Source organism: Bradyrhizobium sp. UFLA06-24, from assembly GCF_054967145.1.
This window is the reverse complement of sequence record NZ_JADFUE010000001.1, coordinates 325,395-343,331: the sequence shown is the minus strand read 5'-3', so window position 1 is coordinate 343,331 and position 17,937 is coordinate 325,395. Positions and strand designations below refer to the sequence as shown.

Here is a 17,937-nt window from a genome sequence, read left to right as displayed (position 1 = left end):
ATGTTCTGCTGGTCGCCCCAAACTGTCAAATAATGCGACGCATTTGCATCGTTGAGGCCCGATGCGGCCGATCAGACCGGGCCTCAAACATGATCGTAATCGACCACGACGCGCGCCGAGGATGGCTTGGCCTGGCAGGTGAGCACAAAGCCCGCCTTCAATTCCCAGGGCTCCAGCGAATAATTGATGTCCATCGGCGCCTCGCCCTCCACCAGCTTGGCGCGGCAGGTCGAACACATGCCGCCTTTGCAGGCAAAAGGCAGATCGACACCGGCGCGCAGCGCAGCATCCAGGATCGCCTCGTCCTCGGCGACCGGCACGTCACGGCGTTTGCCGTCAATGATGAGGGACGCGATCGCCTTCGGCGGAGCGTCGGGCGCAACGACCTTCTTCGGCCTCGGCTTGCCGCCGAACTCGGAAACGAAGCGCTCGACGTGGATGCGCTCGTCCGCAATGCCGAGATCGCGGCAGGTCGCCTCGATCTCCTCGCTCATGCCAAGCGGACCGCAGATGAAGACGTGATCCACGCTTCCCGCCGGGACCAGCGAGCGCAACAGCACCCTCACCTTGTCGCCGTCGAGCCGGCCATGCAGGATCGGGATATCCTGTTCCTCGCCGGAGATGACGTGGAAGATCGAGAGACGATCGATGAAGCGATCCTTCAGTTCCTCGAGGGTCTCGCGAAACATGATATTGTCGGTGGTCCGGTTGCCGTAGAACAGGAAGAAGCGGCTGTCCGGCTCGCGCGCGAGCACCCCCTTCACGATCGACAAGATCGGCGTGATACCGGAGCCTGCGGCGAAACCGACGTGAATACGGCCGGTATCGCCGGACGGGATCACGCCAAAACGCCCGGTTGGCGTCATCACGTCGAGCTCGTCGCCGCGCTTCAGCTCGTCCGCCGCCCAGCTCGAAAACGCGCCCCCATCGACCTTCTTCACAGCGATGCGGATTTCGCCGTCATCAGGCCCGGAGCAGATCGAATAGGAGCGGCGCACCTCTTCACCACCCAGCGTGGTCCGCAGAGTCAGGTATTGGCCGGGGCTGAAGGTGTAATCGCCGGCAAGTTCGCCGGGAATGTCGAACGTCATCGAAACGGCGTCCGACGCCTCGCGGCGAAGGTCGTTGACGGCCAGGCGATGGAAGCGCGGTGCGGCTGCTGACATTGGATCGACTCTACATCGCTGTCATTGCGAGGAGCGAAGCGACGAAGCAATCCAGATTGCCTCCGCGGAGACAGTCTGGATTGCTTCGCTTCGCTCGCAATGACGACAGGGTTGGCATCTGGTTCAACTCAATGACACTTGAAATAATCGAATGGTTCGCGACAAGTCTTGCAGCGCCACAGTGCCTTGCAGGAGGTCGAGCCGAATTCGGACAGCAGCTCGGTGTTGTCGGAGCCGCATTGTGGGCACGCGACTGCCTGCTCGCCGAACAGCGCGCGGCGCGAGCCCGAGGCCTGCGGCGGCGCGATGCCGTAGGCGCGCAGCTTGCGGCGGCCGTCCTCGCTCATCCAATCGGTGGTCCAGGCCGGCGACAGCACGGTTCGCACCTTTGGATGACGGAAGCCGGCGCGCTCCAGCGCGAGCTCGATCTCGAGAGCGATCAAGTTCATGGCCGGGCAACCCGAATAGGTCGGCGTGATCGCGACTTCGACCTGGTCTCCGTCGAGAACGACATCGCGGAGCACGCCGAGATCGGCAATGGTGAGCACCGGAATCTCGGGATCAACCACGCTCGCGGCCGCATCCCAGGCGCGCTGGCGCAGCTCGGCCTTGGCATCGAGCACCGTTACCATGTCAGCCCCGGAAAACTCCGCTGCATTGATTGCAGTTCGGACAGGAGGTGGCCGAGATGCTCGCTGTGCCGGCCCGCGCGGCCGCCCTCTTGCATCCAGTCATTCTGCGGGATGCTGAGGGTTGCTTCATCGACGACATCGGAAAGCGTCGTCCGCCAGCGCCCCCGCAAAGCTCCGGGATCGATGGCGACACCGGCATGGATCAGGGCGCGCTCGCCGTCGTCGACGGCGAACATCTCGCCGGTGAAGGCCCAGAGGTGATCGATCGCAGCCTGTGCGCGTCGATGGCTTTCGTCCGTACCGTCGCCGAGCCGGATGATCCATTCCGAGGCATGGCGCAGATGATAGGCGCTCTCCTTCTCCGACTTGGCGGCAATCGCCGCGAGCGTCGCATCGCGCGAAGCCGTCATCGCGCGCCAGTAGAGATCGGCGAAGGCGGTATAGAAGAACTGCCGCACCATGGTCTGGGCGAAATCGCCGTTCGGCTGCTCGACCAGCAACAGGTTGCGATACTGCCTGACGTCCCGCAGATATGCGAGCTTGTCCTCGTCGTTGTCCCTGCCTTCGGTCTTGGCGGCATAGCTGTAGAGCTCGCGCGCCTGGCCGATCAGGTCGAGCGCGATATTGGACAGCGCCATGTCCTCTTCCAGAATCGGCGCATGCCCGCACCATTCCGACAGCCGGTGGCCGAGGATCAGCGCATCGTCGGCGCGTCGCAGCGCATAGAGCACAAGCGGCGTTTCGGAGACCTGGATGTTGGCGCAAGACATCACACCACCCCCATCACATGTGCCCCACTTCCTCGGGGACCTCATAAAACGTCGGATGGCGGTAGATCTTCGATTCCGCCGGCTCGAACATCATGCCCTTCTCGGCCGGATCGCTGGCAGTGATCGCGGCCGACGGCACGACCCAGATGGAGAGACCCTCGCCGCGACGGGTGTAGATGTCACGAGCGGCCTGCAGCGCCATGGTGGCATCGCTCGCGTGCAACGATCCCACATGCTTGTGCGCGAGCCCGTTGCGGCTGCGAATGAAGACTTCCCACAGCGGCGTGTTCGGCGTGGTCATAACGATCTCTCCTATTCGGCGGCTTGCGCGGTCTGGCGCCGTGCGCGCTTGGCCGCATAAGCGGCGGCTGCCTCGCGCACCCAGGCGCCCTCATCATGTGCCTTGCGGCGCGCAGCCATGCGGTCGCGGTTGCACGGGCCGTTGCCGGCGAGCACCTGCTTGAATTCGGTCCAGTCGATCTCGCTGTAGCGCCAGTGCCCTTCCGCATCCTTGATCATGCCGGGATCGGGAATGGTGAGACCGAGATATTGCGCCTGCGGCACGGTGGCATCGACGAACTTCTGGCGCAGCTCGTCGTTGGAGAAACGCTTGATCTTCCATCGCGTCGAGGCGTCGCTGTGCTGGCTCGCCGCATCCGGCGGCCCGAACATCATCAGCACCGGCCACCACCAGCGGTTCAGCGCATCCTGCGCCATCGCCTTCTGCTCATCGGAGCCGCGGCACAGCGTCACCATAATCTCATAGCCCTGACGCTGGTGGAACGACTCCTCCTTGCAGACGCGGATCATCGCGCGCGCATAGGGACCGTACGAGCAGCGGCACAGCGGGATCTGGTTCATGATCGCGGCGCCGTCGACCAGCCAGCCGATTGTGCCGATATCCGCCCAGGTCAGCGTCGGATAGTTGAAGATCGACGAATACTTCGCCTTCCCCGCCAGCATGGCGTCGACCAGTTCCTCGCGCGAGGCGCCGAGTGTCTCGGCGGCGGCATAGAGATAGAGCCCGTGGCCGCACTCGTCCTGCACTTTCGCCAGCAGCGCAGCCTTGCGGCGCAGCGTCGGCGCACGCGTGATCCAGTTGCCTTCGGGCAGCATGCCGACGATTTCGGAATGAGCGTGCTGGGAAATCTGGCGGGTAAGCGTCTTGCGGTAGGCCGCCGGCATCCAGTCGTTCGGCTCGATGCGTTCCTCGGCATCGATGCGCGCCTGGAACTGCGCAGCCTTGGCGGCGTCCTCGAGACCGCGATCGTCGGTCTCGGCCGTGTTCAGCGCCTGGGTGTACATGCGCATTCCTCCCGATGTATTGGGAGCCAATATATAACAAGAATTATCTCATGCAAGATATTTCTGTAACATAAATCAGGTACCGAACCTCCGCTCCAGGAGCTTTCGCGCCGGCGGCAGCGGCCCTTTCTCATTGGTCGCATGATCGTCGAGCCATTGTTCTGAGGGAGCCAGCAGGGCGCGATAGATCTCGCCGCAGAGCTCGCGAGCGGCCCTGCCCGGCCACTCCGCCGGCAACAGGCTCTCGGGCAGCAGCGGATCGCGCAGCACGACGCGGCGGTAATAGTGGATCAGCAGGATACGCGCGGTGAAGGCGTCGGCCTCGGACAGGTCCGTGCCGCGCGCGAGTGCTGCACGCAGCGGTTCGAACGTCTTCATGAATTTCAGATAGGCGTCCGCGGTGCGCTCCAGCGGCCAGCTGGCGCTGAGCAGACGACGGCCGTTGTCATCCTCGGCCGAGACTTCGAGGCGGATGGCACCTGCCGCCTCGTCCGGCACCGGCACGCCTGACGGGGCAACCCACACGCCCGGCAGCGGACTGCCGAAGCCGGCATTGCGCAACGCTTCGCGCGAGGCGTCGCGGTCTTCACCATTGCCGATCAGCAGCAGCTCGAAACGACCGGTCCAATCGGACGGCGGGGGACCGTAGATATGGCGCGTCGCCGCTTCGAAGGTCTCGCGGCCCTTCTCGGCCAGACGATAGAAGCTGTTGCGGCCGACCTTTTCGCGCGTCAGCCAGCCGTCGGCAGCAAGCCGCGACATCGCCGTGCGCACCACGCTGCCGTCGATGTCGAGACCCTCGAAGAATTCCAGCAGCGTGCCGAGCCACACCACACCGCCACGCGGCACGATGGCATCGCCGAACATGGTGATGACGATGGAGCCGGTGCGTGACGGCTCACGCTTGAGCTGATCGATGATGCGAGAGAGCGGATGCGCCATGCGGCAGGCTTAGCGCGTTTGGTGCGGCCGCGACAATGGAGGGAAGCGACGGCGGCTGCTTCCTCCCTCTCCCCGTTCTTACGGGGAGAGGGTTGGGGTGAGGGGCTCTCTCCGCCAACGAGATAGCCGTAAGACCTGTACCCCCTCAACCGGATCGCATCTCCGATGCGATCCGACCTCTCCCCGCAGGCGGGGCGAGGTGAAGAAGCGCACTACCTGTGCGGATCGGGATAGGCCAGGCTGCGCCAGCCGCTGCGATCGAACGGCCGCCACTGACCTTCCTTCTGGGCAAGGCGATCGGCGACCGCATAGACCACGGCCGGATGGTGGCCCATGCCGCAATGGCTGCTCTCGACCTCGATGCTCTCGGTCTGCGCGCCCGATTTCTCCATGCAGCCTTGCCAGGCGCAGACGCCGTCGGTGCGGCTGAAGATCGCGGTGGTCGGCACCGGCGGCGGGACGGCGAGCTCGCCGCCGAACTGCGGATCAACCTCGTCGGACTTCCGCCCGCTCGCCCACTCGTAGACACGCCAGGCATTGGTCGAACGCGGATTACCCGCGAAGGGGCTGCCGAGCGTGATCACCTGGCGCACGCGGTCGGGCATCATCTTGGCGAGCTGACGCGCATAGAGGCCACCGAGGCTCCAGCCGACCAGGCTGATCTTGCGACCGTGAGTGTCATTGAGCTCCTCGACCAGATCGACCATGGCGCGCTGCACGCCGTCGCGCAGGCCATAGTTGCGGCCCTGGCGCCAGCCGCTCACGGCGTAGCCTTTGCTGATCAGAAATGTGCGCAGTGCGCGCGTCGAGGCATCGGAGGCCACCAGGCCCGGCAACACCAGCACCGGATGCCCGTCGCCACGGGGCGCGAGGCTCAGCAGCGGCAATGCGCCGAGGAATGCACCGAACTCGTGGATCGCGCGCCCTTCCAAGAACATCAGGGTACGGGACGGCGGACGCAGCGTCTGGGCAGTAGCGGTCATCGATGGATCCCCTTGGGAAGAATTCGGGAAGAGCCCGCCGGCTGCGATGCCGGCAAACGGGCATGAATTCCAATACGCCGGCTTCTTGATCGTTCCGCAGCGCAATATGAATCAGCTAGGCGGCCGGTTCCATCCATTCAAGCGGGAGAGACGCAAGGCCACAATAGGTCCCGGCGTTAATGCAGTCGGTCGTGACGCAAAAGTCACAACAATCGGAGCAGGAATTCTACGGAGTAGAGCGCCAATCCCGCGAGGCCGCCGATCAGCGAGCCGTTGAAACGGATGTATTGCAGGTCGCGGCCGATGTTGATTTCGATCAGCGAAATCAGCTGCGCCATGTTCCAGGCCTTGACCTGGTCGGAGATGAAGGTCGAGACGCCGCTCTTCTGGTCGGCGACGAAGCTGCGCAGCACCGTCACCAGGCCCTTGTTGATCTCGCCGCGCAGCTCGGCATCGCCGGCGAGCGCATCGCCCGCCGAGACGAACATGCCGGCGAGATGATGCTGCAGCACCTGCGTCTCGCCGCTCGCGCTGCGCTCGATGAAGGATCGCGTGTTGGCCCAGACGGTGCGGGCGAGTTCGGCAAGCTCGGGCCGCGCGAGCAGATCGCGCTTCAAGCTATCGATGCGATCGATATAGGCTTGGTCGGTGCCGAGCCGGTCGACGAAGCTCAGCACCATGCGGTCGAACTCGCCGCGGAACGGATGCTTGGGATCGCTGCGCACCTCGTTGAAGAACGCGGTGGCGGACGCCACGATCTTGTTCACCAGGAACTTGTCGGCGCGATAGAGCTTGAGCAGGGTCGGCAATTCCGCGCGCACCTTCTCGCGGATCATCGCCATGGTCTCTTTCTGGTTCAGCGTCTCGTGCATCACGCGCAGCAGATCGTCGAAAAGGATCTGATGCCGTCCCTCCGCCACGAAGCCGCGCAGCGTGCCGGCCGCGAGCGGAGCGAGGTCGATCGCCTGGATCTGCGAGGACATGCGGCCGATGATGAAATTCATCAGGCCCGAGCTTTCGGTCGCGGAGACGGCCTCCGGCAAGAGACGGAGCGCAAAGCGCGCAAGGTCATCGCTGCGCTTGCGGTCGCGCAGCCAGTCGGCGACGAAGGAGCCGAAATCGATCTCCCTCAGCTTGGCCTCGACCGGGCCGGCCTCGAGGAAATGCACCTGAATGAACTCGCCGAGCTTGTCGGCGATGCGGGCCTGATTGCTCTGGATGATCGCCGTATGGGGAATCGGCAGGCCGAGCGGCCGCTTGAACAGCGCAACGACGGCATACCAGTCGGCGAGCCCGCCGATGGTCGCGGCCTCCGCGAAGGCGGCGATGAACCCGAACACGGGATGCACGGGCAGCAGCCATTTGGCCAGGACGAACAGGCCGAGCGTCGAAGCCAGCACCAGCGTCGCCAACGCCTTCACGCGGCGCAGCTCCGCCGCGCGTTCGGCATCGGCAGGGGAATCGAAGGAGAAGGTGGCGGGTGCGTTCATGGCTACACTACCCTACTCGTCATTGCGAGCGAAGCGAAGCAATCCAGAATCCCTCACGCGGTGACATTCTGGATTGCTTCGTCGCAAGGGCTCCTCGTAATGACGGCTGTGGCCCAAAACAAAAGGCCCGCCGAAGCGGGCCTCAAATTCAGTTTGGTCTCAAGCCGCGCCGGATCAGGCGGTCTTGTTGTAGACCTTGGCGAAGTTGTCCTGAGCGGACTTGGCACCGTTGGCGGCGAGCTTGCCGAGATAATCGGCGGTCGCCTTGGCGCGCGAGACGAACACTTCGCCGCGGGCGCGGAGCAGGCTCGACTGGATCTCGACGGCTTCGCTGACCGACTTGGCGGACGCGAGCTTGTCGATACCCGAGAAGAACGCCTCGGCGTCCTCGTAGATCGCCTGCTGGATGTTGCGGCTGATCTTGCCGGCTTCAGTGACGGACTCGGTCACCGCGTTCTCGACGGCGGCGGTCACGCGCTCGGAGCCAGCGAACACCTCGGCAGCACGGTCCTTGGCAGTGTTGGCGGTCTTCTTGACGAATTCGCGGGCAGCCTCGGGAACTTCCAGGTTCTGGATGTTCTTGAAAGCGTCTTTGAAGCCCTCGAAAGCGGTATTGGTTTCGGCGGTCATGGGGTTCTCTCCATCCTCATTGGTCTGAGCTATGGGCTCACCCCGTCCTCGATGGCCCGGGGCACGGCTTATATGGCATAGTTAATTGTGCGATGCAATATTCATGTTGCATCGCGATATCACGAAATCGTGAACAGCCTTGATAGGAGGCATCCTGATGCCTCCGCTCCCCGCCCTCTACTGTGCATGGGGTTGTTTTGCAGTTTTTGGGCGCATGGTGGTGCGTCAGTGCCGGACGGCGTCCGGCAGACCATAGGCCTCCATCTGGGCCCGGACCTGCGCGACATTGTGCCCAAGGACGACAATGTCGTGGGTCTTGCCCTCGACGTCCCGGACATGATCCCGCAGCAACGCCTCGGCCTTGAAGCCGAGGCTCTCGAACAGCGCGATCGCCGCCTGCTGGTCGACCGTCATCTGCACCGAGAGCTTCTCCAGCCCCGCCCCCAGCGCGAGCGCAAACGTCTCCTGCGACAGCGCCTTTCCCACTCCCTTCCCGCGCACCTCGGACGAGACCACCATCCGGATCTCCCCGACATGGGGCGACCAGGAATGCGGGTCGCGCACCAGGGTCCCGCAGCCGACGACCTTGCCGTCCTTCACCGCGAGCAGGCTCCGAATGGCGCCGCGCTCGATCTCCTTGATCCAGGCGGACAGCACCTTCGGCTCGCTGATGTTGCGCGGCAGAAACAACAGGTCGTGGGTCGGCAGCGCCTTGCCGAAGGCCAAGACGGCGGCCTCATCGGACGGCGACATCAGGCGGATCTCGATGTCGCCCGCATCCGTCTTGACGTGACGCGGGTAGGAACGTGGCTCGCTCATGTCGATCTTGTCCCCAGCCAGGAATCCAGTTTCGGCCATAGCCGCTTGATCGCGTTGGCGCCGGCGACGAGCGAGACGTGCCCGCCTTTCAGCACCACCTCTTCCTTGTCCGCCGACCCGATCTTCGCAATCAGGTGTTTTGCCGCCTCATAAGGCACGATGTGATCGTGCTCGGCGACCGCATGCAGGATCGGCACCTTGATGTTCTCGAGTTTCGCGGGACGACCGCCAACCGACATGGTGTCGTTGTACAGTTTGTTGTCCCACATCAGATCCTTGGTGATGGTGCGGAAATATTCACCCGCCAGCGGCAGCGTGTCGGTCGCCCAGCGATCGAACATCCGATACGATTTCACGAACTCGTCGTTCCAGATGTTTTCCCAGAGCTGGATCTGACTCACCGTGCGCGAAGCCGGGCGCAGCATCTCGAACGAGGACAGGATCATCTCCGGCGGCACGTTGCCGACGCTGTCGACGAGGCGGTCGACGTCGAAATAGCGACGGTCGGAGAAATTCGAGAACAGCTTCATCTCGCGAAAGTCGATCGGCGTGGTGAAGCAGATCAAATTCTTCATCGGCCCGTCCGGAAAGATCGAACCATAAAGCAGCGACAGCACGCCCCCGAAGCAATAGCCGATCACGGAGACATCCTGTTCGCCGGAATCGGCCTGTACGCGGCGGACGCAGTCCGGGATGAAGTCGAGGACATAGTCCTCCATCCGCAGGCTCTTCTCCTCGGGCCGCGGCGCGCTCCAGTCGAGCATGTAGACGTCGTAGCCGTGCTTGAGCAGGAACTCGATGAAGCTCTGGCCCGGCACGAGGTCGAGGATGTAGCCGCGATTTGTGGTCGCCATCACGATCAGCACCGGCACCCGATAGATCTCGTCCGACATCGGCCGATAGTGATAGAGGCTCATCGTTCCCCGCGAATGCAACACGTCCTTCGGGGTCGATCCGAGTGTCGGACCGGAGGTCGAGAAATATTCGACGCCCTTGATGCTGCGCTGGATCGCGCGCTGCACCTCGGCCTGGATGCGCTCCGGGATTGCCGCCAAATCAAGCCCCGTCGGCGCGTTCATTTTGGCCCTCCGCCTTCGGACGGCGGACGCTTTGTGCGCGGTGGCCGGAGCGCGCTGCCGATCGGCGATCCCGCAGGATTGGCCGACATCTGATTCAGCATCGCCCTGATTTCGCCGAGCTGCCCTTCGATCGACTGCAGCCGCTCGGCAATGCCGGTCATCTGCTCGCGGCTCGGCAGGTTCATCGAGAGCAGATACTTCTCCATGAGATCGCCGAACTGCTTCTGAGCACCCGCCGCAGCGCCGCCGGCGCGGTTCATGGCCTGCGAGAACTCGGGGGTCTCCATCGCCTTGGTGGCGAACGAGTTGAAGCCCTTCTCCATCTCGCCGACCATCTTCTGCCACAGGGCGACGGGGTCGGTGATCTTGTCGGTCATCGGCGTCCTCCAGGTCACGGGGGCTTCTTGCCCCTCTTTTGTCGCCATACCACACCGTTGCGACGGGCCGGTCAACGGCTAAGCGACAGCGCGATGTCGCCCGCACGGCTTCTTTGCGCCAGCAAACCATGCGATACAATTCCGACCTGCAAGCCAAGGGAACACACCGGTGAACGCCTCCGCCCATCAGCCGCCCCGGACCGTCCGCGCCAACGGCATCGACATCTGCTACGAGATCTTCGGCAATGACGACGCTGAGCCGCTGCTGCTGATCATGGGCCTCGGGGCGCAGATGATCCATTGGGACGATGCATTCTGCGAGCAGCTCGCCGCACGGGGCTTTCGCGTGATCCGTTTCGACAATCGCGATATCGGCAAGTCTAGCCATCTCACCGGCGGCAAACGCCTGACCCCGCTCGAGCTGCTGAAACTGCGCTTCCTCAAAATTCCCGTGGCCGCAACCTATAAGCTGATCGACATGGCCAAGGACACGGTGGGCCTGATGGATGCGCTCGGCATCAAGTCGGCGCATCTGGTCGGCGCCTCCATGGGCGGCATGATCGCGCAGGAGGTGACACTGTCGTTTCCGCAGCGCGTGCGCTCGCTGACCTCGATCATGTCGACAACGGGCAATCCGCGCGTGCCGCCGCCCACGCGTGAGGCCGCCGCCATGCTGATGGCGCCACCGCCACGCAGCAAGGAAGAGTTCATCGCCCGCTTCGGCGAGACCTGGAAGATCTTGCGCGGCGGCTCCTTCCCGGAGGAAGAAGCGCTCGATCTGGGCCGAGCCGAACGCGTCTTCGCCCGCGGGCTCAACCCGGCCGGGGTTGGCCGGCAGCTCCGCGCCGTGCTCGCCTCCGGTAGCCGGAAGGAGCGGCTGCATGGGGTCAAGATGCCGACGCTGGTGATCCACGGCACGGTCGATCCGCTGGTCCATCCGGAGGGCGGCAAGGATACGGCAGCGTCCATTCCGGGCGCGAAGCTGCTGATGATCGAAGGCATGGGCCATGCGCTGCCGATGCGGTTCTGGCCGGAGATCATCGGCGCCATCGACAAGCATGCGCATGGCGCTGCGGCGCAGGCCGCTTAGGCTTTCTTCGCGATCCAGATCACGTGACGTGCGCCGCCGCCTCTGCCGGTGGCGCGGACATTGACCTCGTTGACATCGAAGCCGGCGCGGCCGAGACGCTTGGTGAAAGCGGGGTTCGGTCCCGACGACCAGACGGCCAGCACGCCGCCCGGGCGCAACGCCACCTTGGCCGCTGTCAATCCGCCCGCACTGTAGAGCGCGTCATTGCCCTTCCGGGTCAGTCCTTCCGGCCCGTTGTCAACGTCGAGCAGAATGGCGTCGAACGCCGAGTTCTTCGTGCGGATGATTTCGCCGACATCGATTTCGCGGATGCTCACCCTGGCATCGTCCAGGCTGTCGCCGAACACCTCCGCCATCGGGCCGCGCGCCCAGGCGACTACCGCCGGCACCAGCTCGGAGACCACGATCTTCGCCTTGCTTCCCAGCACGGCCAGCGCCGCACGCAGCGTAAAGCCCATCCCGAGGCCACCGATCAGGACGACGGGCTTTGCGACCTTCTCGATCTGCTTCGCCGCAAGGGTTGCCAGCGCGGCTTCCGAGCCCGACAGGCGGTTGTTCATCAGCTCGTTGGTGCCGAGCTTGATGGAAAACTCCTTGCCGCGCCGCATCAGGCGGAGCTCTTCGTCGGAGCCGGGGATTTTTGCGGTGTCAAGCTTTTCCCAGGGAATCATGGGAGTGCTTTAGCACGATCCGACGAACAATCACCCTCCCGCCCAGACATCCAGCACATAGCGGTTCTTCGTACCCATATCTTCGATCCAGCGCGCGCCCGCGGCCGCATCGCTGCCGCTCTTTTCGCGATAGATCGCGACGAGCGCGGCCTTCACATCGGGCTCCATCCTGCTGCCGTCGCCGCAGACATAAATGATCGCGCCCCGTTCGATCAGCGGCCAGACCTTGTTCTTTTGCGCAGCGAGGACGTGCTGAACATAGGTCTTAGGGCCGTCCGCGCGCGAGAACGCGGTGAAGAGCTCGGTGATGCCACTTTCGGCGAGTGCCTTCAGCTCATCCGCATAAAGAAAATCCTGGTCGGGATGGCGGCAGCCGAAAAACAGCATTGACGGTCCGAGGCTGGCGCCCTTCGCCTTGCGCGCGGCACGCTCCTGGAGGAAGCCGCGAAACGGCGCGAGACCGGTGCCCGGACCGATCATGATAACAGGTACGGAGGGATCGTCCGGCAGCCGGAAGCCAGCCTTGGTTTCGCGCACGGTGGCGTAGATCGTATCCCCGGCCCGCCGGTTGGCCAGATAGTTCGAACAGATGCCTTTGTAGATACCGCGTCCAGAAGCGGCCGGCCCTTCGACCACGCCGACCGTGACGCTGCAGCGCGCTGGATCCACCGACGGCGAGGACGAGATCGAGTAATAGCGCGGCGCCAGTAGCGAGAGCATTTCCAGATAGGCATGGAACGGCAATTCGCAGGCGGGGTATTCGAGCAGAAGATCGAACACCGATTTGCGCCTCGCCAGAATCTCGCTGCGATAGCGCTCCAGCGGCTCGGCTTCTTCGCCGACAAAGGCCAAAAGCTTCGGCTTGGTAACCGGGCAGCGGGTGTGCTCGGCCATGATCTGGATCTGCTTGCGCGTCGCCACCTGCTGCAGCTCAACAAACTCGCTGAGCAGGCGTCCGACCGAGACGGCCTCGCCGACCGGCAATTGCGCGCGACGGCCCTCGGCAACTTGCAGCCGGATCTGATCAGCCGGCAGGAAGCCGAAGCGGCGGGCGACGGAATCCACCAGCGTCGGATCGTTGCGCGGAACGACGCTGAGGTGATCGCCGACGCGATAGCTGACGCTCGTCGGCAGCTGCACCTCGATGTGGCGCGTCGAGCGCTCCGACGGATTGGTCCCGCTCTTGTTCTGAAGCTCGTCATTGGCCAGCACCTTCATCGCCACAGCACCGCCCTGAGCGACGATGGTATTGACGGCAGTCACCGCGACCGGCTCGATTGCGTAGAGCGGATCGTCCTCGGCGGTGCGGGTGAAATTCCAGTCGATGCCGAACTCCTTGGTGGCGACCTGCGCGGCCGCCGGGAACCACTTCTGGAACTGGCCGTCGAGATCGCTGCGCGCATCGCCCTCGCCGCGCGGATAGACTGCGCGCGCGCCGTGCTTCGACAGCTGCTCATCGATGAAGCGCGGCACCGATTGATAGGTCGCAGCCCAATCGCTGTTGCCGCAGCCGAATACGGCGTAGCGCACGTTAGCGAAGGCATCCCCAGGCAAATCACCGCCGAGCCATTTCACGAACTGCGTCGCGTTGTCAGGCGGCGCACCGTTGTAGGAGGCGCAGATGATGAGGACGCCCCCCTGTTGCGGTAGCTTGCCGACGTACTCGTCGAGCGACCCGAGATGCACGGCAAAGCCATTGATCTCGGCGAGGTCGGCCATACGCGTCGCGAGTTCCTCGGCCGTACCGAGGTTGGAGCCGTAAAGCACCAGCATCGGGGTGTTGTGGCCCGGCCGCGTGGCCGGCTGGCGCGGCGCCGTCGGCGTCGAAGCTGCAGCCGCGACAGGCCCGCCATAAGCACCGCGCTCGCGGTCGGCGCGCGGACGCACCTTGATCTTGAAGCCTTCCGGCTTCATCGTCAGCGTTTCCTTCAGGTGCAACTGGTAGCGCTGGTGGTCGATCAGCTTGAAGCGCTGAAGGATCATGCCGAGCGCGAGCGCCGCCTCGTGCATGGCAAAGCCGCGGCCGATGCAGGCGCGCTGGCCATTCCCGAACGGCTTCCAGGCATTGATCGGCCGCTTGGCCTCGGCTTCCTTGCTGAAGTTCTCGGGATCGAACGCATCGGGATTGGGCCCCCAGACACTGGGATCGCGATGCAGCGCGGTCACCAGGATCGTGGTGAAGGTGCCCTTCCGGAGCTTGTACTTGCCGCCCCCGATGGTCTCGTCGTTCAGCGGCGAGATGCCATAGGCCGGCGCCGGCGGCCACAGCCGCAGCGCCTCCTTCAGGATCTGTGTGATGTAGGTGAGCTGCGTCACCTGCTGATAGGTCGGCTTGGCATTGACGTCGGGGCCGAAGACGCGGTCGACCTCGTCATACGCCTTCTTGAGAATGTCGGGATGCTTCAGCAGTGCATAGAGCGTGTACGACAAAAGGCCGCTGGTGGTCTCGTGCCCCGCGATCAGGAAGGTATTGATCTGGTAGCGAATGTTGACGTCGTCGAGCTGCTCGCCCGTGGAGCGGTCGACGCCGGTCATCATCGCCGCGAGCATGTCCTTCTTGTCGTCGATGCCTTCGGCGCTCTTCCGGCGCTCGGCGATGATCTCGTCGACCATCTTGTTCATGAAGGCGACGTCCTCGCCCAGCGTCTTGCGCCGCTTCTGCATCCAGAGCTGCTCGAACGGCAGGCCGCGCGTCATCATGATGGTTTCGAGCGAGCGCACCAGCGACTCGACGAAGGGATGATAGTCGCGCCGGTAGAACGAATTGAAGCGGTAGTCGAAGCCGCACAGGCCGATCGTGTCCAGCGTCAGCGCGGTCATATCGTGGACGACATCGATCTCGTCATCGGCGTTCAGACGCTCCCATTTCTGGACGAGCTGCTCGGCGATATCGACCATGCTCGGATGATAGGATTGCATGGCACGGTTGCCGAAGGGCTGCAGCAGGATGTTGTGCGCCTTGCTCCAGTTCGGTTCGTTGGTATCAGCAGTGAACAGCCCGTCACCACCGACCGCGCGCACCCGCCGCAGCGCGCCGCGCACCGTCTTGTCGAAACGCTTCTCGTCGGAGAGCTCGTCGACCAGATCATGGCCGGAAACGACAACAATCGGCGAGCCCATCATGTCGAGCCAGAAGATCGGACCCAGCTCCTTCGCAAGCCGCGTTAGATGCTGCACCGGCGCGGCCGAGTCCAGCGACAGCATGTTGCCGACCACTGGCTTGGTCGGCGGATGCGGAATCGGATCCAGACGGTTCTTCGATGACATTAAAAGTGCTTCCCCCTCATATCCCCGTCATTGCGAGGAGCCCTTGCGACGAAGCAATCCAGACGACCTCTGCGGAAAGATGCCCGGATTGCTTCGCTTCGCTCGCAATGACAAGTGCTAACCAAACCGCCTCTTACGCCATTCGATCAAGACGGCGCTGACCTCTTCCGGCTTCTCCTGCTGCGTCCAATGGCCACTGTCTTTCACCAGGTACTTCTCGAGGTCAGCCACCAGTCTCTCCATGCCGTCGGCCGCCGACGGCGGCAGCACGGCGTCGTTCTCGGCCATGATCATCAGCGAGGGCACGCTGATGTGGTGGTCCAATCCTTTCGAGCGTTCCCAATTACGGGTGAAATTGCGGTACCAGTTGATACCGCCGGTGAAACCGGTCTTCGTAAAGGTGTCGACGAACACCTTCTTCTCGTCGGCCGACAGGATCGGCGTGCGCGGGTCGAGCTTGGCGTCATAGGCTGCGACCATCTGCGGGAATGCCAGGTTGGTCTTGGACGAGGCGCCGACGCCCGCGATCGGCGCCTCCTCTGATTTCACCGCCGGCCGCGGCAGCGGCTTGCGCATGAAGGCATCAAAGGTCTGCTCGACGCGGCTGCCAAAGATCCTGTCCGGCTCGCGCGCGGGATCCTGGAACTGGACGATATACATCTGGTCACCGAAGCGCTGGCGAAACAGCGCAATCGGATCCATCGGCGCGCGATCCCAATGCGGCGTGTTGACACCAACGACACCGGCAACTCGCGTCGGATGCCGCAACGGCATTTGCCAGACGACGAAGCCGCCCCAATCATGGCCGACGAAGATCGCCTTCTCGATGTTGAGATGGTCGAGCAGCCCGACGAGATCGCCCGTCAAATGCTCCATGTCATAGGCCTCGACCGGTTCAGGCCGGTCGGTCGCGCCATAGCCGCGCTGGTCCGGCGCGATCACGCGGATGCCCGCCTCGCTCAGCGCCTTGATCTGGTGGCGCCAGGAGAAGGCGAGCTCGGGCCAGCCATGGCACAGCACGACCGGCGGCTTGTCCGTGACCGGGCCCGCTTCGTAATAGCCCATGCGGATTCCGTTCGTCGTCGCGAACTGAAGCGGCGGCATTTCAACCATTGTGAGGATCCTGACAAAGCTTGCTATTCAGCCGCGCCCTTGATGTCCGTCGCCGGCGGTGCATAGGCGGCTTCGAGCGCAGCAAATTCCTCCGGCAGCATGTCGCACATCACCTGCACATGCGGAATGATGTTGGCGCCGACGATGAAGCCGAAATCGAGCTGGTCGCGGTAGCTCTGAACCGTGATGTTGAGCGCCTGCCCGTGCGTCGAGATCGACACCGGGAAGATGTGCAAGAGCTCGGCACCGGCCGCGTAAAGCGTCTGCCGCGGGCCCGGCACGTTTGATACGGTGATGTTGGCGGCCGGCGGCAGCACGTCCGATAGGTTGGAGCGGCTGTAGAGCAGCGCGAGGATCTGCACCATGATCGGCGCGCCCAGCATCGAGATGTTGGAGACTTGAGGCATCAGGGCGCGAAGCGGATGCGACATCTCCTTGGACTTGGTCGATTGCGCGATGATGGCCTCCAGCCGCGCCTTGGGATCATCGACGTTGGTCGCGATCGAACAGATCATGCCGAACACCTGGTTGTTGGCCTCGGTGTTTCCCTCCTCGCGCAACGAGATGGGCACGGCGGCGGTCAGGGATTTCGCCGGCAGCGTGCCGTATTGCTGAAGGTAGCGGCGGACGACGCCCGAGGCGAGCGCCAGCACGACGTCGTTGAGCTTGCCGCCGGCCTGCTTGGCCAGCGCCTTGGCCCGCGACAGCGAGATCGACACGCCGGCAAAGCTCCGCTCCGACGAAATCGTCTTGTTGAGCATGGTCGGCGGCGACACCATGCTGGCGAGGCTTTCGCGCGATTTGGGATCGGCGATCTTGCCGAGGACGTCGGATACGCTCTTGAGCACGGTCGGTATATTGCCGGCAAAGCGCACCGCGCTCTCGATCTGGTACATTGCATTGTCGAACAGGATCGAGCCGATGTCGCTCTTGCCGGTGCGCGGCAGTTGCAGGTTCTTCGCGGCCGTCGACGCATCGAGCGGCTGGCTGAACAGCTGCTGATAGGAATCGAGCAGGTTTGCCGCGATGTCGCGCGGCTCCTGGCCGGGTTTGGCTCCCGCCGTCGGCGGCTCGACCTTCCGCGGGATCGGCGAGATATCGTAGATCATGTTGGTCAGCGCCGCGCCTGCGCCGCCATCGATAGCGGCGTGGTGCATCTTGGAATAGAGGCCGACCTCGTTGTCCTTCATGCCCTCGAACACGTAGAACTCCCACAGCGGGCGGGCGCGGTTCAGGAGTTTTGCGTGCATCCAGCCGACGATGCGCTCGAGCGTTGCGCGGTCGCGCGGCTGCGGCAGGCTGGCGCGGAAGATGTGACGGTCGATGTCGAACTGGTCGTCCTCAACCCAGGTTGGATGATCAATATCAAGTGGCGCTTTCTCCAGGCGCGCCTTGAGGATCGGCGCGATATGCAGCCGTGAGACGATCATCGCCTTGAAGTCTTCGAAGAAGTCGCCCTTGTAATCGTCGGGCAGGCGAAAGATCGCCATGCTGCCGACATGCATCGGCATCTCAGGCGTTTCCAGATACAAAAACGATGCGTCCAGCGACGACAGCTTCTTACCGTCAGCCATAGTTCCCTCCCGAAGAATTTGACGGGCGC

The 17,937-nt window shown here is 63.7% G+C and carries 17 protein-coding genes; 1 reads left to right on the top strand and 16 read right to left on the bottom strand.

Features of this window, described 5'->3' with window-relative positions:
- Positions 1 to 83 precede the first annotated feature (83 nt).
- The 12 genes from paaE to IF809_RS01480 all read right to left on the bottom strand — a co-directional run bounded on the left by paaE (position 84) and on the right by IF809_RS01480 (position 10,193).
- A complete protein-coding gene (gene paaE / locus IF809_RS01535) occupies positions 84 to 1,166 on the bottom strand; it encodes a 1,2-phenylacetyl-CoA epoxidase subunit PaaE (protein ID WP_462836646.1) in 1,083 nt (360 codons plus the stop codon).
- Between the two features lie 128 nt (positions 1,167 to 1,294).
- The gene (paaD, locus tag IF809_RS01530; protein WP_453992117.1) at positions 1,295 to 1,798 is read right to left on the bottom strand and encodes a 1,2-phenylacetyl-CoA epoxidase subunit PaaD; all 504 of its coding nucleotides are present in this window, start codon (positions 1,796 to 1,798) and stop codon (positions 1,295 to 1,297) included.
- Positions 1,792 to 2,568, bottom strand: a complete 777-nt coding sequence (paaC, locus tag IF809_RS01525; protein ID WP_462836645.1) for a 1,2-phenylacetyl-CoA epoxidase subunit PaaC — start codon at positions 2,566 to 2,568, stop codon at positions 1,792 to 1,794. The genes paaD and paaC overlap by 7 nt, the downstream gene beginning before the upstream one ends.
- 13 nt (positions 2,569 to 2,581) lie before the next feature.
- A complete protein-coding gene (gene paaB, locus IF809_RS01520; RefSeq protein ID WP_128967480.1) occupies positions 2,582 to 2,869 on the bottom strand; it encodes a 1,2-phenylacetyl-CoA epoxidase subunit PaaB in 288 nt (95 codons plus the stop codon).
- Positions 2,870 to 2,880: 11 nt separating this feature from the next.
- A complete protein-coding gene (paaA, locus tag IF809_RS01515) occupies positions 2,881 to 3,873 on the bottom strand; it encodes a 1,2-phenylacetyl-CoA epoxidase subunit PaaA (protein ID WP_164938804.1) in 993 nt (330 codons plus the stop codon).
- Positions 3,874 to 3,948: 75 nt separating this feature from the next.
- Positions 3,949 to 4,815 (bottom strand): phenylacetic acid degradation operon negative regulatory protein PaaX, encoded by an 867-nt coding sequence (gene paaX, locus IF809_RS01510; protein WP_128967482.1) that lies wholly within the window; start codon positions 4,813 to 4,815, stop codon positions 3,949 to 3,951.
- Between the two features lie 212 nt (positions 4,816 to 5,027).
- On the bottom strand, positions 5,028 to 5,798 hold the full coding sequence (locus tag IF809_RS01505) for an esterase/lipase family protein (RefSeq protein WP_164938805.1): 771 nt from the start codon (positions 5,796 to 5,798) through the stop codon (positions 5,028 to 5,030).
- A 203-nt stretch (positions 5,799 to 6,001) separates the two neighbouring features.
- Entirely contained in the window at positions 6,002 to 7,288 is a 1,287-nt protein-coding gene (locus IF809_RS01500; RefSeq protein ID WP_462836644.1) for a DUF445 domain-containing protein, read from the bottom strand.
- 174 nt (positions 7,289 to 7,462) lie between these two features.
- On the bottom strand, positions 7,463 to 7,918 hold the full coding sequence (locus tag IF809_RS01495) for a phasin (RefSeq protein ID WP_128967485.1): 456 nt from the start codon (positions 7,916 to 7,918) through the stop codon (positions 7,463 to 7,465).
- 225 nt (positions 7,919 to 8,143) lie between these two features.
- The gene (locus tag IF809_RS01490; protein ID WP_462836643.1) at positions 8,144 to 8,737 is read right to left on the bottom strand and encodes an N-acetyltransferase family protein; all 594 of its coding nucleotides are present in this window, start codon (positions 8,735 to 8,737) and stop codon (positions 8,144 to 8,146) included.
- Positions 8,734 to 9,816 carry a PHA/PHB synthase family protein gene (locus IF809_RS01485; RefSeq protein ID WP_128967487.1) on the bottom strand — a complete coding sequence of 361 codons (1,083 nt, stop codon included), beginning with the start codon at positions 9,814 to 9,816 and terminating at the stop codon, positions 8,734 to 8,736. The genes IF809_RS01490 and IF809_RS01485 overlap by 4 nt, the downstream gene beginning before the upstream one ends.
- Entirely contained in the window at positions 9,813 to 10,193 is a 381-nt protein-coding gene (locus IF809_RS01480; protein ID WP_128967488.1) for a hypothetical protein, read from the bottom strand. The genes IF809_RS01485 and IF809_RS01480 overlap by 4 nt, the downstream gene beginning before the upstream one ends.
- Positions 10,194 to 10,362: 169 nt before the next feature.
- On the opposite strand from IF809_RS01480, the gene IF809_RS01475 reads away from it, so the two are divergent.
- Complete coding sequence (locus IF809_RS01475; RefSeq protein ID WP_128967489.1) at positions 10,363 to 11,283, top strand: alpha/beta fold hydrolase; 921 nt, start codon at positions 10,363 to 10,365, stop codon at positions 11,281 to 11,283.
- Here the strand turns inward: IF809_RS01475 and IF809_RS01470 are convergent.
- The 4 genes from IF809_RS01470 to IF809_RS01455 form a co-directional block, all read right to left on the bottom strand.
- Complete coding sequence (locus IF809_RS01470; RefSeq protein ID WP_128967490.1) at positions 11,280 to 11,954, bottom strand: spermidine synthase family protein; 675 nt, start codon at positions 11,952 to 11,954, stop codon at positions 11,280 to 11,282. The genes IF809_RS01475 and IF809_RS01470 overlap by 4 nt on opposite strands.
- 30 nt (positions 11,955 to 11,984) lie before the next feature.
- Positions 11,985 to 15,221: a bifunctional cytochrome P450/NADPH--P450 reductase gene (locus tag IF809_RS01465; protein WP_462836642.1), complete on the bottom strand. Its 3,237-nt coding sequence runs from the start codon at positions 15,219 to 15,221 to the stop codon at positions 11,985 to 11,987.
- A 117-nt stretch (positions 15,222 to 15,338) separates the two neighbouring features.
- Positions 15,339 to 16,334, bottom strand: a complete 996-nt coding sequence (locus IF809_RS01460; RefSeq protein ID WP_462836641.1) for an alpha/beta fold hydrolase — start codon at positions 16,332 to 16,334, stop codon at positions 15,339 to 15,341.
- Between the two features lie 23 nt (positions 16,335 to 16,357).
- Positions 16,358 to 17,908, bottom strand: coding sequence for a WS/DGAT/MGAT family O-acyltransferase (locus IF809_RS01455; protein ID WP_453979828.1), 1,551 nt, complete (start codon positions 17,906 to 17,908; stop codon positions 16,358 to 16,360).
- Between the last annotated feature and the right edge of the window lie 29 nt (positions 17,909 to 17,937).

What these genes read in the sequence shown, in the direction of transcription:
- paaE (WP_462836646.1), bottom strand. Translation starts at nt 1,166, where the DNA reads ATGTCAGCAGCCGCACCGCGCTTCCATCGCCTGGCCGTCAACGACCTT.
- paaD (WP_453992117.1), bottom strand. Translation starts at nt 1,798, where the DNA reads ATGGTAACGGTGCTCGATGCCAAGGCCGAGCTGCGCCAGCGCGCCTGG.
- paaC (WP_462836645.1), bottom strand. Translation starts at nt 2,568, where the DNA reads ATGTCTTGCGCCAACATCCAGGTCTCCGAAACGCCGCTTGTGCTCTAT.
- paaB (WP_128967480.1), bottom strand. Translation starts at nt 2,869, where the DNA reads ATGACCACGCCGAACACGCCGCTGTGGGAAGTCTTCATTCGCAGCCGC.
- paaA (WP_164938804.1), bottom strand. Translation starts at nt 3,873, where the DNA reads ATGTACACCCAGGCGCTGAACACGGCCGAGACCGACGATCGCGGTCTC.
- paaX (WP_128967482.1), bottom strand. Translation starts at nt 4,815, where the DNA reads ATGGCGCATCCGCTCTCTCGCATCATCGATCAGCTCAAGCGTGAGCCG.
- IF809_RS01505 (WP_164938805.1), bottom strand. Translation starts at nt 5,798, where the DNA reads ATGACCGCTACTGCCCAGACGCTGCGTCCGCCGTCCCGTACCCTGATG.
- IF809_RS01500 (WP_462836644.1), bottom strand. Translation starts at nt 7,288, where the DNA reads ATGAACGCACCCGCCACCTTCTCCTTCGATTCCCCTGCCGATGCCGAA.
- IF809_RS01495 (WP_128967485.1), bottom strand. Translation starts at nt 7,918, where the DNA reads ATGACCGCCGAAACCAATACCGCTTTCGAGGGCTTCAAAGACGCTTTC.
- IF809_RS01490 (WP_462836643.1), bottom strand. Translation starts at nt 8,737, where the DNA reads ATGAGCGAGCCACGTTCCTACCCGCGTCACGTCAAGACGGATGCGGGC.
- IF809_RS01485 (WP_128967487.1), bottom strand. Translation starts at nt 9,816, where the DNA reads ATGAACGCGCCGACGGGGCTTGATTTGGCGGCAATCCCGGAGCGCATC.
- IF809_RS01480 (WP_128967488.1), bottom strand. Translation starts at nt 10,193, where the DNA reads ATGACCGACAAGATCACCGACCCCGTCGCCCTGTGGCAGAAGATGGTC.
- IF809_RS01470 (WP_128967490.1), bottom strand. Translation starts at nt 11,954, where the DNA reads ATGATTCCCTGGGAAAAGCTTGACACCGCAAAAATCCCCGGCTCCGAC.
- IF809_RS01465 (WP_462836642.1), bottom strand. Translation starts at nt 15,221, where the DNA reads ATGTCATCGAAGAACCGTCTGGATCCGATTCCGCATCCGCCGACCAAG.
- IF809_RS01460 (WP_462836641.1), bottom strand. Translation starts at nt 16,334, where the DNA reads ATGGTTGAAATGCCGCCGCTTCAGTTCGCGACGACGAACGGAATCCGC.
- IF809_RS01455 (WP_453979828.1), bottom strand. Translation starts at nt 17,908, where the DNA reads ATGGCTGACGGTAAGAAGCTGTCGTCGCTGGACGCATCGTTTTTGTAT.